This window comes from Rhizobium tibeticum (assembly GCF_900110205.1).
GTDB classification, from domain to species: domain Bacteria; phylum Pseudomonadota; class Alphaproteobacteria; order Rhizobiales; family Rhizobiaceae; genus Rhizobium; species Rhizobium tibeticum.
Genome location: NZ_FOCV01000003.1, coordinates 245,467 through 258,724, shown reverse-complemented (window position 1 = coordinate 258,724; position 13,258 = coordinate 245,467). Strand labels below are relative to the sequence as shown.

Annotated in this window: 11 protein-coding genes and 2 riboswitches; of the genes, 5 read left to right on the top strand and 6 right to left on the bottom strand. The window is 60.1% G+C overall.

Annotated elements, in window-relative coordinates; genetic code table 11:
• Nucleotides 1–8 precede the first annotated feature (8 nt).
• Nucleotides 9–1,031: an aldose epimerase family protein gene (locus BSG20_RS05000; protein WP_072369680.1), complete on the bottom strand. Its 1,023-nt coding sequence runs from the start codon at nucleotides 1,029–1,031 to the stop codon at nucleotides 9–11.
• Nucleotides 1,032–1,165: 134 nt separating this feature from the next.
• The gene (gene metA / locus BSG20_RS04995; RefSeq protein WP_072369677.1) at nucleotides 1,166–2,089 is read right to left on the bottom strand and encodes a homoserine O-acetyltransferase MetA; all 924 of its coding nucleotides are present in this window, start codon (nucleotides 2,087–2,089) and stop codon (nucleotides 1,166–1,168) included.
• 35 nt (nucleotides 2,090–2,124) lie between these two features.
• Nucleotides 2,125–2,202, bottom strand: a riboswitch (SAM riboswitch).
• Nucleotides 2,203–2,352: 150 nt separating this feature from the next.
• Between metA and BSG20_RS04990 the strand changes: the two genes are divergently transcribed.
• A complete protein-coding gene (locus BSG20_RS04990) occupies nucleotides 2,353–4,179 on the top strand; it encodes an ABC transporter ATP-binding protein/permease (protein ID WP_072369674.1) in 1,827 nt (608 codons plus the stop codon).
• A gap of 4 nt (nucleotides 4,180–4,183) precedes the next feature.
• Here the strand turns inward: BSG20_RS04990 and BSG20_RS04985 are convergent, their stop codons facing one another.
• The 4 genes from BSG20_RS04985 to BSG20_RS04970 all read right to left on the bottom strand — a co-directional run bounded on the left by BSG20_RS04985 (nucleotide 4,184) and on the right by BSG20_RS04970 (nucleotide 8,004).
• Nucleotides 4,184–4,744, bottom strand: coding sequence for a DUF5666 domain-containing protein (locus BSG20_RS04985; protein WP_244541253.1), 561 nt, complete (start codon nucleotides 4,742–4,744; stop codon nucleotides 4,184–4,186).
• A gap of 200 nt (nucleotides 4,745–4,944) precedes the next feature.
• Nucleotides 4,945–6,771, bottom strand: coding sequence for an ATP-binding cassette domain-containing protein (locus BSG20_RS04980; RefSeq protein ID WP_072369667.1), 1,827 nt, complete (start codon nucleotides 6,769–6,771; stop codon nucleotides 4,945–4,947).
• 3 nt (nucleotides 6,772–6,774) lie between these two features.
• Complete coding sequence (locus tag BSG20_RS04975; protein WP_072369664.1) at nucleotides 6,775–7,425, bottom strand: thiamine diphosphokinase; 651 nt, start codon at nucleotides 7,423–7,425, stop codon at nucleotides 6,775–6,777.
• Between the two features lie 48 nt (nucleotides 7,426–7,473).
• Complete coding sequence (locus BSG20_RS04970) at nucleotides 7,474–8,004, bottom strand: MarR family winged helix-turn-helix transcriptional regulator (RefSeq protein ID WP_072370179.1); 531 nt, start codon at nucleotides 8,002–8,004, stop codon at nucleotides 7,474–7,476.
• A gap of 121 nt (nucleotides 8,005–8,125) precedes the next feature.
• Between BSG20_RS04970 and BSG20_RS04965 the strand changes: the two genes are divergently transcribed.
• The 4 genes from BSG20_RS04965 (at nucleotide 8,126) to BSG20_RS04950 (ending at nucleotide 13,246) form a co-directional block, all read left to right on the top strand.
• Nucleotides 8,126–9,658, top strand: a complete 1,533-nt coding sequence (locus BSG20_RS04965) for an MDR family MFS transporter (RefSeq protein WP_072369661.1) — start codon at nucleotides 8,126–8,128, stop codon at nucleotides 9,656–9,658.
• Nucleotides 9,659–9,718: 60 nt separating this feature from the next.
• A riboswitch (TPP riboswitch) is annotated at nucleotides 9,719–9,830 on the top strand.
• 44 nt (nucleotides 9,831–9,874) lie between these two features.
• Entirely contained in the window at nucleotides 9,875–10,903 is a 1,029-nt protein-coding gene (thiB, locus tag BSG20_RS04960; protein WP_072369658.1) for a thiamine ABC transporter substrate binding subunit, read from the top strand.
• On the top strand, nucleotides 10,903–12,537 hold the full coding sequence (thiP, locus tag BSG20_RS04955) for a thiamine/thiamine pyrophosphate ABC transporter permease ThiP (RefSeq protein ID WP_072369655.1): 1,635 nt from the start codon (nucleotides 10,903–10,905) through the stop codon (nucleotides 12,535–12,537). Before thiB ends, thiP begins: the two co-directional genes overlap by 1 nt.
• On the top strand, nucleotides 12,530–13,246 hold the full coding sequence (locus BSG20_RS04950; protein ID WP_072369652.1) for a thiamine ABC transporter ATP-binding protein: 717 nt from the start codon (nucleotides 12,530–12,532) through the stop codon (nucleotides 13,244–13,246). Before thiP ends, BSG20_RS04950 begins: the two co-directional genes overlap by 8 nt.
• Nucleotides 13,247–13,258: the final 12 nt, after the last annotated feature.

Below are 13,258 nucleotides of genomic sequence, written 5' to 3'. Positions count from 1 at the left end.
TGGGAGCGTCAGCTCTTCGAGAAAACGTAGTCCGTTTCCTGACGCAGGACTTCGCCCGGGCGCAGAATAGCGTTCGGAAATCCCTCGTGATTGATTGCATCAGGCCAGATCTGCGTTTCCAGGCAGAAGCCGGCGAACGGACCATATTTGCGTCCCCCCAGGCCGGGCACAGGCACGTTGAGCTTGAAGGCGGCATAGAACTGGACGCCGGGCTCCGTCGTGCGTACTTCCAGCGAAACGCCCGAGTTTAGGCTGCGGGCAAGCGCGACGGACCGTTTGGCGGTCCGGTCATCGGAAAGGCAGAAATTGTGATCGTAGAGCGCCTGCTCGCTGCCGTCGAACCGCTTCATCGGCGACATCTCGCGGAAGTCGAAGACAGTTCCGGCGACCGGTCGGATCTCACCCGTCGGGACCTGCAGTTCATCGGTGACGAGGTAGCCGTCGGCTGCGATCATGATGTCGTGGCCGAGCGCATCGTCGCGGCCGTCGAGGTTGAAATAGGCATGCTGGCAAACGTTGGCGATCGTCGGCTGATCACTGGTCGATTCGTAGACGACGGAGAGTTCGCCGCTGCCATGCACCCAGTAGGTTGCCTGGATGGTGCAGTTGCCCGGATAGCCGGCGCGACCGTCCGGATCGACGATCTTCAGCACAACGCGGTCGACATCATGCTCGACGATTGTCCAGTTCTGCTTGGCGATGTTGTCCCTGCCGCCATGAAGATGGGTCACGCCCTTCTCGTTGAGATCGAGTTGATAGTTCTTGCCATCCAGCATGAACTTGCCGCCGCCGATGCGGTTTGCGCAGCGTCCGGGCGTTGCGCCAAAGTAGGAGGAGTGAGCAGGGTAGCTGTCGAAATCGTCGAAGCCGAGCAGAAGCGGGGCATCGTGGTCGTCGAGGCGGAGATCCTGAATGACGGCACCCCAGGTGATGATCTTGGCTGTCAGCCCGCCACCTTTGATCTCGATCCGATAGACAGTTTCTCCCGACTTGGTTTGCCCAAAAACTTCCCGTTTCAACAATTCCGCCATAACGACCGTCCAGATTTATTGAGTGAGGCAGGGAACCTGCCCCCATTTGCCGCAAACCGCAACGGGTGTGCCGCAAAAAACAAACGCTGCCAGGCAGGGGACGCGCTCCGCCCAGCCGCTTGGCGTTGCTCCTGTCAGTCGCTTTTGCCGATATCGTTGAGATCGTACGGCGTGGTCTGGTAGATCTCGTTGATCCAGTTGCCGAACAACAGGTGCGCGTGGCTGCGCCAGCGGTTTTGCGGCGTCAGCGACGGATCATTGTGCGGGAAGTAGTTGTGCGGCATCTTGATCGGAACGCCGGCATTCACGTCGCGGAAATATTCGTCGGAAAGCGACGTTGAATCATATTCCACATGATTGAACATATAGAGCCTCTTGCCCTTCCGCTCATGCACGAGGCAGACGCCCATTTCGTTGGATTCCATCAGGATCTCAAGGCTTTCCAACTTTTCGATGTCGCCGCGACGGACTTCGGTCCAGCGCGACACCGGCACTTCGAAATTGTCCGAGAAACCGTTCAGGTAAACGGATGACGGCTTCAGGTTCCGGTGCCGGTAGACGCCGAAGGCCTTCTCCTTGAGCTCGTACTTCGCAACACCGTGGAAATGATAGATCGCGGCCATCGCGCCCCAGCAGACGTTCATCGACGAATGGACGTTGGTTTCCGTCCAGTCGAAAATCTGCTGCATTTCGCGCCAATAGTTCACGTCCTCGTAGGGCAGCGTCTCGATCGGCGCGCCGGTAGTGATGAAGCCATCGAACTTGCGGTGCTTCACTTCCTCCCACGTCTGGTAGAAGGCGAGAAGATGGTCTTCCGAGGTGTTCTTTGCTTTGTGGTTACCCACGCGGATGAGCGAAAGCTCCACCTGCAGTGGAGACGCGCCGACCAGGCGGGCCATCTGCAATTCCGTCTTGATCTTGTTCGGCATGAGGTTGAGAAGCCCGATCTGCAGCGGTCGGATGTCCTGACGGATAGCCACCGTCTCGGTCATCACGCGCACGCCTTCCTGAACCAGGGTTTCAAATGCAGGCAAGGTATCGGGGATCTTGATGGGCATTGCGGTCACTCGATCAAAACAACGAATACATCGCTATCGGTCCGCACGCGGCCCTTTAGCGACTTCTTTAACGTGGCTGCAAGCCGGCCGGCCAAATCACCACGGAGCGTTCTAAATAGCGTTAGTCGGCCTGCGAATCAATTGCCCAAACAAACGGAGGGGTCGATGCGAAGTCACTCCCACGTTAATGACTGCTAGAATCTGTTGGTGGACACAACGAATCACGATGTTTATTGAAGTAGAATGACGGCTAGGGACGCGTAATGGCAGATGACCTCGAAGGCAGGCCAAGCATTCAAGGGCAAGACAGAGTAGGATACGATCTGAGCCTGGGCTATCGCTTGAAGGTCATGTTCTCGGCTTTCTGGCATTCACCCGTGCGCGGAAGGGTCTTGCTGATCGCAACGGCGCTGATTGCCATCATTCTCGCCACCGCCTATGCGACCGTCATCCTCAACCAGTGGAACGCGCCCTTTTACGACAGCATTGCTCGGCGCGATTTGCATGGGTTCTTCCATCAGCTGAAGGTCTTCGCGCTGATCGCGGGCATGCTGCTCTTGCTCAACGTCGTGCAGGCCTGGCTGAACCAGATGACCGCGCTCTACATGCGCGAAGGACTGACGCGCGATCTCGTCAACCAATGGCTCCATCGCAAGCGTGCGCTTCGGCTTTCGGCGAGCGGCCTCATCGGCGTCAATCCCGATCAGCGCCTACACGAAGATGCCCGCAACCTCGCGGAAAGCACGACGACCCTGATGATCGGGCTGGTCCAGGCGACGATCTTGCTGATCAGTTTCATCGGCGTGCTATGGGAATTGTCCAGCGGCTTTATCTTCCGTTTCGGCACCTATGCCTTCTCCATTCCGGGCTATATGGTTTGGGCCGCAATCTTCTATGCGGCGTCCGCATCGATTCTCAGCCAGCTGGTAGGCCGCAAGCTTGTGAAGCTCAATGCGGATCGTTTCTCGAAGGAGGCGGAACTTCGCTTTGCGCTGATGCATGCCAACGAGAACATGCCGGCGATTACGGTGGCGCGCGGCGAGGAGAACGAGCAGCAGCGTATCAATACCGACATCAGCGCGGTGCTCGCCGTCATCAAGCGGGTGGCGATGGCCAACGTCAACCTCACCTGGGTGTCAGCCGGCTACGGCTGGCTTGTCGTGGTCATCCCGATCATTGTAGCCGCACCGGCATACTTCTCCGGCGGCCTGACGTTTGGCGAGCTGATGGTATCGGTCGGTGCTTTCAACCAAGTCAACACGGCGCTTCGCTGGTATGTGGCGAACTTCGGTCCCATTGCCGAATGGCGCGCCACACTGATGCGTGTCACCGATTTTCGTCAAGCGCTCACCACCATGAGCGACGAGATCAATCTCAGGGGCACGATTAGCTACGAGCGCAGCCCGCCCGGAACACTGACGCTGGACCATGTACGGATCGCATCTAAGATTGGCGAAGAGATCGACCAGTGCGGCGGGTTCCGCATCCACGAAGGCGCCGTGACGATCAAGGCCGGCGAAAAGGTCATGATCAACGGCGATCACAACGTGAACCGCAAACTGCTGTTCCTTGCACTCTCCGAGCTTTGGCCATGCGGGGGCGGTAAGATCGGCTTGCCGCCCACGGACGACATGCTTTTCGTCGCGCAATCGGCTTACATCCCCGGGGGTTCGCTCCGCGAAGCGCTGGCGTTTCCCGAGTCTGCGGACACCTATCGGAATGACGACGTTGTGGCAGCACTGGAAAAGGCAGGACTCCACCATCTGGTTTCCCGGCTCGATACCCGGGCCCGGTGGGACAAGCTGCTCGATTCCGACGAGCAGCGTGCGATCGGTTTTGCTCGCCTGCTTCTCGTACGACCGAAATGGATCGTGTTCGACGAAGTGCTGGAAGGCATGGAGCCGGAATTGCAATCGTCGATGATGGACGTCCTGGCTTCGATGCCTGACACCACGATGATCTACATCGGTCGCTCAGACGCCTTCGTCGACACTTTCAAGCCCCGCGTGCTGCATCTGGAAGCTCTGCATGCGAAGCCGGAAGTGAAGGTCGTGGCAAAAGCGCCAAGCGCACCCGCACCCGCGCTCTGACGGCTTACATCGGCGGCACGACGCCGTTTTTACCGACTGTGACGTTTGCTGCGGACACCGTGCCGTCTGCAGCTCTTTCTCCCATCACGATCACGCGCGCTCCTGCGACGAGGTCTGCCTTTCCGGCAGGGGCGAAGGTGACGATCGGTGTATCGTCGGCGATCGATATCGTCTTTTCCTTGCCCTGATATGTCAGCGTGATGGTGTGGCCATCGACTGCCTTGACGGCTTTCGCGACCGTCGCGTTGGTCATCGTGCTGTTTGGCCTCAGGTCCCAAGGGCGACTGCCTTCTCCGGTGCCCTTCATCGCTCCCGGAAAGATCAGCACTTCGAGAGCGCCATCGCCGCCATCAGCTTTTGGCAGTGATGCAACGCCAACGAAATCGCCCGGCTTGATGTCTTCCACGGCGGCCTTCTTGATGCCGCGGACCTTCCAGTCTGGCTTTAACGTCACCGTTTGCTCGGTGCCTTCTCGGGTTTTGACCACCAACGTGTTGCCGCTCAGGCTTTCAATCGCGCCACGCACGCGTTGCGCTTCCTGGGCAAGCGCGCCGTGCGATGTCATAACGAGGAAACCCGCGGCCCAGACGAGCGCGGTAGATGCTTTGAGATTGTGTGGCATAGTCTGCTTTCCTTGCCGTCGTGCAAGCTGCGGATACGGGGCGCAGATTAGTCCTGCCAGTCGAACGCTGACGAATCAATGAAACGTGAAAGCCAGTTCGCGCGGGCAAGACGGGTCGGATTGATCGGGCGCGAGAGGGGGCCTTAGCCCTCCAATTCCTCCCGCAGCATCTCGAGTTCCAGCCATTCCTCTTCCATTTTCGTCAGGCTGTTCCGAAGCTTCTCCATCTCCGCTGCAAGACGGTTGAATGTGGCGGGGTCCTTGGTGAACAGGCCGGAGTCCGTCATCCGCTCCTCCCGTTTTGCGATCTCGGCTTCGGCCTTGGCCATTTCCTTCGGGAGATTTTCGAGCGCGAACTTCTGCTTGAAGGACAGCTTAGCCTTGCCTTTCGCCGTCTCGGCCGGGGCTGTTGCTTCCTGCGGTTTCGATCGTTGCGCCGCCTTCTCGGCCTTCCTTCGCTCGTCGGCGATGCCCTTTCGTTGCGCGAGCATGTCCGAATAGCCGCCCGCATATTCGATCCAACGTCCATCAGGCGCATCCGGGACCGCCGGGGCGATCGTCGACGTTACCGTGCGGTCGAGAAAGTCGCGGTCGTGGCTGACGAGGATGACAGTGCCGGGGAAGCCTGCAACGATTTCCTGCAGCAGATCCAGCGTCTCGATGTCTAGATCGTTGGTCGGCTCGTCGAGGATAAATAGGTTTGCCGGACGCGACATGATCCGCGCCAAGATCAGTCGCGCGCGCTCCCCACCGGATAGATTCCTGATCGGCGTACGCGTCTGTTCAGGCTGGAACAGGAACTCCTTCATGTAGCCGGTCACGTGCCTCTGTTCACCGTTGACGAGCAGGTTCTCGCCGCGGCCATCCGTCAGGTAGTGGGCGAGCGTTTCGTCTGGATTGAGGTCTTCGCGCTTCTGATCCAGGGTCGCGATTTCCAGATTGGTACCGAGTTTTATCATGCCGCTGTCCGGCGCGAGTTGTGCGGTGAGCATCTTCAGGAGCGTCGTCTTGCCGGCGCCGTTCGGGCCGACGAGACCGATGCAATCCCCGCGATGCACGCGGATGGAGAAGGGTGCGACAATGGGCCTATCCCCGAAGGTCTTCGTGATTTTGTCGGCCTCTATAACGAGTTTGCCGGATTCCTGCGCGTCGGAAACCGTGGCCTGCACGGTCCCTTGCGGGCCTTTGTGACCGCGATATTGCGTGCGCATGGTCTGCAGTTCGCCGAGGCGGCGCATGTTGCGCTTGCGCCGTGCGGTGACACCGTAACGCAGCCAGTGCTCTTCGCGCTCGATTGCCTTGCCGAGCTTGTGCTGTTCAAGTTCTTCCGCTTCCAGCACCTGATCACGCCAGGCCTCGAAATGGGCGAAGCCCTTGTCGAGCCGCCGCGAGGTGCCGCGGTCCAGCCAGACGGTCGCCGTCGAAACCTTCTCGAGGAAGCGCCGGTCGTGGGAGATCAGGACGAGCGCACTGCGGCTCTTCTGCAGTTCGCTTTCCAGCCATTCGATGGTCGGCAGGTCGAGATGGTTGGTCGGCTCGTCGAGGAGCAGGATATCGGGCTCGGGCGCAAGGACACGTGCCAGGGCGGCGCGGCGTGCCTCGCCTCCTGAGAGATTGTTGGGATCCTCGTCGCCGGTGAGCCCGAGGTGCGAGAGGAGATAGGTAACACGGTAGTGGTCGTCGCCAGGACCAAGCCCCGCTTCGGCATAGGCCTGCACGGTCTTGTAGCCTGCGAAATCAGGGGCCTGTTCGAGGTAGCGCACCGTTGACGACGGGTGGCGGAAGACCTCGCCCGACTGCGCTTCGATGATGCCGGCGGCGATTTTCAGAAGCGTCGACTTTCCAGAGCCGTTGCGGCCGACGAGACAGATTTTGTCTCCAGGCTCCACCTGCAGGGCGGCGCCGGCAAGCAATGGGGTGCCGCCGAAGCTGAGAAAGACGTCATCGAGTTTCAGAATGGGGGGCGCCAAAGATCAGACTCCGGAAAGGTCATAGGGGCGGGCGAGCACAATGGCTCGGCCGCTCTCGAGCGAAAAGCGCACCTTGCCCTTCGCGACATTGGAAATGGTGCGCGACGAGCCGAAGGGCAAATGGAAATCGGCCAGCGGGTAGCGCGCGTTCTCGATCGTCAGGCCGTGAAGTTCGCTGAAACCGGGAACCGAAAAGAGACTGTCAGGCGGCAGGTCCAGCTCGATTGCGCCGGCAACCAGTGGCACGGCCTCCTCCCAGCCCGACGTCAGAAGCACGTCATAGCCCTGTTCTGCAAGGCTGACGGCATAGAGCAGGTGCTGGATGGCATGGTCGGAACGCTCACCCGCGAGGGCGCCTGCCAAAATAAGACGTTTCGCCCCACGTGCGATCGCTTCGGAGACGGCGATCTCACCATCGGTCGAAGCCTTTGCGGCGGGGTAGGGTTGTCTCGGCACAGCCGGAAAGGCGCCCGCAAGATCAGCCGGCGTCGAGTCGAAATCACCGACCCAGAGCTCCGGAACGACCCCGAGCGCAGCCGCGTGACGCATTCCCCCGTCGGCCGCAATGAAACAGCTGTCCGAGATGGCCTCGCGCAGACGATCGGTTACCTGCAACTCGCCGCCAAGCAGAATGGTGTAGGTGGATTGGCTCATGCGCATTGCCCATAGCGCAAAGCGGGGGGGAAGGGAAAGGGTCGCCGTTCAGGCTTCGTCGACGATATCCTTGATGCGCGCTTGAAAAACGTCCTCGTAGCCGGAAATGAACTTCTCGAACAGCTCCCCGAACGCCTCGATCTCTTCCGGTTTCCAGTCTTTGACCACTTCGGAAACGAAGGTGAGCTTCTGCGCGCGTATCTCCGACAACAGCCTCTGTCCGAGTGGGGTCATCACCACAATGATCCGTCGCGCATCGGTCTGTGATGCCTTTCGCCGCAGAATATTACGTCCGACCATATCCGCGACGATGCGGCTTGCGCGCGACGGATCGATCCGCATCATCTCGGCGATCGTCCCGACTGTTACGTCACCGGTCTCCTGAGCGCGCCGCACAGCGTCCAGTACGTCAAGGTGCGATAGCTCAAGACCGGGAGTCACACTCTGGATGGCGAGCCGCCCGATCAGTCGGCGCCCGGTCATGAGGCGCATGCGCGTCATGCTTTGACCGATGCGCAGAATGCCCGGTTCGTTGGTGGCCGGGTCCGTGTTGGTGAGGTTCATCAAGCTCTCGTTCATTCCGGAAATATAGCATGTCATGTGTCGATTGAGAATATGCCGAGGTCAATCAAGTGACATTGACAAATATATGCTAATAGCACATAAGTTGCCTCAACACCCTCATTCGGAACGACGCTTCATGGACACTCAAATTGCCGCGCCGCCGCTTGTGACAGATCATCGTCGGCGGTTCATCCTCTTCCTTTTCCTGATGGCAGCCATGTTCATGGCGACGCTCGACAACCAGATCGTTGCAACGGCCCTGCCGACGATCGTCGGTGAGTTCGGCGATCTCGAGCGGTTTGGCTGGATCGGCTCGGCCTATCTTCTCGCTGTGAGCGCAGTGATGCCGCTTTACGGCAAGCTTGGTGATCTCTTCGGCCGCAAGTATGTGATGATGGCCGCGATCCTGATCTTCACGGTCGGCTCCGCCGTCTGCGGATTGGCTATATCCATGAACACGCTGATTGCGGCCCGCGTGCTGCAGGGGCTTGGCGGCGGTGGGATCATGGTATCGATCTTTGCGGTCAACGCAGATTTGTTTGAGCCCCGCGAACGCGCGCGTTACCAGAGCTATTCGAGCCTTGTGTTGATGGCGTCCGGCGCTATCGGACCGGTGCTCGGTGGCGCGATGAGCGATCTCTTCGGTTGGCGCTCGATCTTCCTCGTCAACGTTCCGATCGGTTTTGTTGTCCTTGTCGGTCTGGCTCTGATGCTGCCTTACCGAAAGCCGAATCGTCGTCCGAAGATCGATTATGCCGGCGCTCTGCTGCTCGCCTTGACGACGGCAAGCATTGTGCTGGCCGCCGATGGCGCTCAGCTCTTCGGTTCGCTGGTGGCACCGCAGAACCTCGCCATGGTGGTGCTCGGCGTCGCTGCAGTCATCGGATGGATTTTCGTCGAGCGTCGCGCCTCCGAACCGATTGTTCCTTTGTCGCTGTTCCGCAATTCCACGTTCAGCCTGTTGCTTGTGATGTCGATCATGAGCGGCGCGATCGGCATTGGCATGGTCAATTATTTTGCGCTGTTCCTGCAGACGACGACCGGCCTTTCACCGTCGGCGGCCGGAGCGTTCTTTATTCTCTTGACCGGCGGCATCGTTTGCGGGTCGCTCTCGGCCGGGCGCATCATCTCCATCACCGGGCGCTATAAGCCGTTTGCAATAGCAAGCTTGACCTGCAGTGCCCTCGCATTCGTGCTGCTCACTCAGGTTCATGCAGGAACGCCGGTCTTGCTTATCGGGGCGGTGATGGCGCTGCACGGTTTTGGTGTAGGCCTCGCACAACAGGTGCCCATCGTTGGCGTTCAGAATGCGGCGCCCGCCCGCGACGTCGGCGCGGCGACCGGGTCGGTAACGCTCTCGCGCATGGGCGGCGCATCGATCGCCATCTCCATTTATGGCGCGATCGTTGGCTCGCAGCTCGGCAAGACGGGACTTTCCATTCCCGGCGTGACCGATATCGAGCAGCTGACGCCGAAGATGCTGGCAGCTTTGCCGGAGGTTGCGCGTCAGGCTGTGGCGGAAGCCTATGCCAATGCCTTCATTCCGCTTTTCATGGCTTCCTGCGCGATCGCACTCATCGGCCTTTGCGCCGCCTTGATGCTGAAGCCGACGCAGTTGCCTCGCGCGGCCGAGGTGCGGCCGGCAGCCAGTGCCGAAGCAGCGGAGTAAATGCCGGTGGCGGACTGAGGCCGACACTTGCAACAGACCAAGCGTGGCGATACATCTTCAAACGCTCTAACGGGGTGCCTCGTGCCATTCGGTGCGCGGCTGAGAGGCTGAAAGCCAACCCGCGGAACCTGATCCGGCTAACACCGGCGGAGGGATTAGACGCGTGACATCTGGCACCGCCCTTTTCCCCTTCAAGCAAACCAGAGGAGAGGTGCCATGTTCGAACACATATTCACGAGCCGTTCGCTGCTTGCCGCGGCCTTTGTCGCCACTGTTGGCCTTGCCGGCATAAGCGCGCAGGCGGCGGACAAGACACTCACCGTCTACACCTACGAGAGCTTCACATCCGAATGGGGACCGGGGCCGAAGGTCAAGGAAGCATTCGAGAAGACCTGCGGCTGCAGCGTCAATTTCGTCAGTGTGGCCGATGGCGTGGCGCTGTTGTCGCGTCTCAAGCTCGAAGGCGCCGCTACGAAGGCAGACGTCGTGCTCGGCCTGGACACGAACCTGACTACGGAAGCGAAAGCAACCGGCCTGTTCGAGGCAAGTGGTGTCGATGTCGCCGCGCTTGAGGTGCCGGGCGACTACAAGGACGACGTGTTCGTGCCTTATGATTATGGCCACTTCGCCGTCATCTACGACACGCAGACAATCAAGAACCCACCGCAAAGCATGAAGGAGCTGGTCGAAGGCGACCCTTCGCAGAAGATAGTCATAGAGGATCCGCGCACCTCGACGCCCGGGCTCGGTCTCTTGCTGTGGGTAAAGTCTGTTTACGGCGACAAGTCGCCCGAAGCTTGGGCAAAACTCAAGAAGCGCGTGCTGACGGTAACTCCCGGATGGTCCGAGGCCTATGGGCTGTTCACCAAGGGCGAGGCACCGATGGTGCTCTCCTACACGACCTCGCCTGCCTACCATATGGTCGCGGAAAATACGGACCGCTATCAGGCTGCCGCATTTTCAGAGGGCCATTACATACAGATCGAAGTGGCCGGCCTGCTGAAGAATGCGCACGACAAGGAGCTTGCGCGCGATTTCCTGAAATTCATGGTGACGCCGGGCTTTCAGGATACCATCCCGACCAACAACTGGATGATGCCGGTTTCGCCGACATCGCAACCGCTGCCCGACGCATTCGGCAAGCTTGTGAGCCCCTCAAGGACCTTCTTGATGAGCTCGGATGAAGTCGCCGAGAACCGCAAGGCCTGGATCGACGAGTGGCTGGCCGCCATGAGCATGAACTGATGCTTTTGACAAAGGCTGAGATGCGACGGGTGATGCTGGGCGGGGCCGTGAGCCTCGTCGGCATCGCCGGTTTCGTGGGCCTTGCAGCCTTTGCCTTGCTTCTTTCGAGCGGAGCTTCGTCTATTCTGACGGCGGTGTTCGAACCCTACATTCTTCGGGTCCTGCGGTTCACCTTGCTGCAGGCTCTGCTTTCGACACTCCTGTCCGTCGTTCTTGCCATTCCAGTCGCACAGGCCCTAGCACGTCAGCGGCATTTCCCCGGCCGTATTTGGATCATTCGCCTCATGGCTGTGCCGATGGGGCTTCCTGTTTTGATCGGCGCGCTCGGATTGATCGGAATCTGGGGCCGCCAGGGGATACTGAACTCGTTGTTGCTCGAGCTCGGCATGGCGGAACCGATCAGCATCTACGGGTTTTCCGGGATCTTGCTGGCGCATGTGTTCTTTAACATGCCACTTGCGTGCCGCTTGATGCTGGCGGCGCTGGAGCGTGTTCCAGCGGAATATTGGCTGATGGCAAGTGGTCTCGGCATGCGGCCTGGTTCGATTTTCCGCTTCATCGAATGGCCGGTTCTGCGCTCGGTCGTTCCTGGTATCGCGGGCCTGATCTTCATGCTGTGCGCCACGAGCTTCACGCTCGTGCTGACATTGGGTGGCGGGCCTGCGGCAACGACGGTCGAGGTTGCCATCTATCAATCGCTTCGCTTTGATTTCGACCCAGGCAGGGCCGTCGCTCTCTCCCTGCTCCAGATCGTCCTGGCCGCTGTGATTCTTGGCGGCTTGTCGCTTCTTCCTGTTCCGGAGGACGAAGGTATGACGGCAGGTAAGGCCGTCAGGCGTCCGGACGGCCACCTGCTGGCCGTGCGGCTTGCAGATGGCAGCGTCGTGATGCTCGCCGCGCTGTTTCTCGGGCTACCTTTGATGTCCGTCGTCCTGGCGGGTCTCCGGTCCGATCTGATGAAGCTGCTGAGCGAATGCATTTTCTGGCAGTCGGCTGCGACCAGCCTTGCCATTTCGATCTCCGCAGCGGTTCTCGCTTTGCTGATCTCGATGACACTGGTGAGCGCGCGCCGCGCCGTACTTCTCCGGGGTTCAGCGGCCTCCGGCGCGAGAGCATTTTTTGCTGCCACGGGTGGCGTGTCGTCGCTGGTGTTGCTGGTGCCGCCGATCGTCCTTGCGACGGGATGGTTTCTTGCACTGAACAATTTCGGCGACGTCAGCGTATTCGCTCCGCTGCTGATTGTCGCGATCAACGCTTTGATGTCCCTGCCCTTTGTGATGCGCGTCCTCGAGCCGGCTTTCATCGTTCACAAGCGCCGGACGCAGAAGCTCGCGGCGAGCCTTGGTGTCACCGGCTGGGCGCGGCTGCGCCTGGTCGACATGCCGGCGCTGTTCAAGCCGATGCTCACGGCATTTTCGTTCGCGATGGCCTTGTCGCTCGGCGATCTGGGCGCCGTTGCGCTGTTCGGCTCGGATCGTTTCGTCACGCTGCCTTGGCTCGTTTATAGCCGCATGGGGAGCTACCGGACCAACGATGCGGATGGGCTGGCATTGATCCTTGGCCTCGTCTGCCTGCTGCTCACGATCGCCGGGACCATGGGGCCTGCGCGGCGCGAGGGGGCTTTCCATGCATGATCCGCAGTTCTCGATCGAGATGCGCGATGTCAGTCTCCAACTTGGGAGGCAAGACTTTCATTTCGATTGCCGGCTTCCCGCCGGCGCCGTCATTGCCGTGACGGGCGCGTCCGGGGCCGGTAAGTCGACCTTTCTGAATCTGCTCGCCGGCTTCGATGTGCCCGGCCGAGGGCGGATTCTGATCGCGGGAAAGGACGTCACCGACGAGTACCCGGCGAGACGAGCCGTCTCTCTCGTATTTCAGGACAACAACCTGTTTGCACATCTCGATATTTTCACCAACATCGGCCTTGGTATCAATCCGGCGATGAAACTCACGGCCGCCGATCGCCGATCGATCACGTCTGCGCTTGAAAAGGTGGGGCTTGCCGGTTTCGAACGGCGAATGCCGGGTACGCTGTCCGGCGGGGAGCGGCAGCGGGCCGCCTTTGCGCGCGCGCTTGTTCGCAACCGTCCAGTGCTGCTGCTGGACGAGCCCTTCGCGGCGCTCGACCCCGGTTTGCGAAACGGAATGGCGGCGCTGCTGCTCGATATGCATCGCGAGACCGGCAATACGGTCGTCGTCGTGTCGCATGATCCGGACGAGGTCAAACGCATCGCAGATTTCGGCCTCTTCATCGAAGGCGGCAGGATTGTCGTGGCGGCTCCGATTGGCAAGTTTTTGGGTTGCGAGGATCATCCTGGTTTGACGCAATTTCTCCGCAGTTGACGAATTTGACCG

Excerpts from the sequence above, each read along its gene's own strand:
- BSG20_RS05000 (WP_072369680.1), bottom strand. The coding sequence starts at position 1,031 with ATGGCGGAATTGTTGAAACGGGAAGTTTTTGGGCAAACCAAGTCGGGA.
- metA (WP_072369677.1), bottom strand. The coding sequence starts at position 2,089 with ATGCCCATCAAGATCCCCGATACCTTGCCTGCATTTGAAACCCTGGTT.
- BSG20_RS04990 (WP_072369674.1), top strand. The coding sequence starts at position 2,353 with ATGGCAGATGACCTCGAAGGCAGGCCAAGCATTCAAGGGCAAGACAGA.
- BSG20_RS04985 (WP_244541253.1), bottom strand. The coding sequence starts at position 4,744 with ATGACATCGCACGGCGCGCTTGCCCAGGAAGCGCAACGCGTGCGTGGC.
- BSG20_RS04975 (WP_072369664.1), bottom strand. The coding sequence starts at position 7,425 with ATGAGCCAATCCACCTACACCATTCTGCTTGGCGGCGAGTTGCAGGTA.
- BSG20_RS04970 (WP_072370179.1), bottom strand. The coding sequence starts at position 8,004 with ATGAACGAGAGCTTGATGAACCTCACCAACACGGACCCGGCCACCAAC.
- BSG20_RS04965 (WP_072369661.1), top strand. The coding sequence starts at position 8,126 with ATGGACACTCAAATTGCCGCGCCGCCGCTTGTGACAGATCATCGTCGG.
- thiB (WP_072369658.1), top strand. The coding sequence starts at position 9,875 with ATGTTCGAACACATATTCACGAGCCGTTCGCTGCTTGCCGCGGCCTTT.
- thiP (WP_072369655.1), top strand. The coding sequence starts at position 10,903 with ATGCTTTTGACAAAGGCTGAGATGCGACGGGTGATGCTGGGCGGGGCC.
- BSG20_RS04950 (WP_072369652.1), top strand. The coding sequence starts at position 12,530 with ATGCATGATCCGCAGTTCTCGATCGAGATGCGCGATGTCAGTCTCCAA.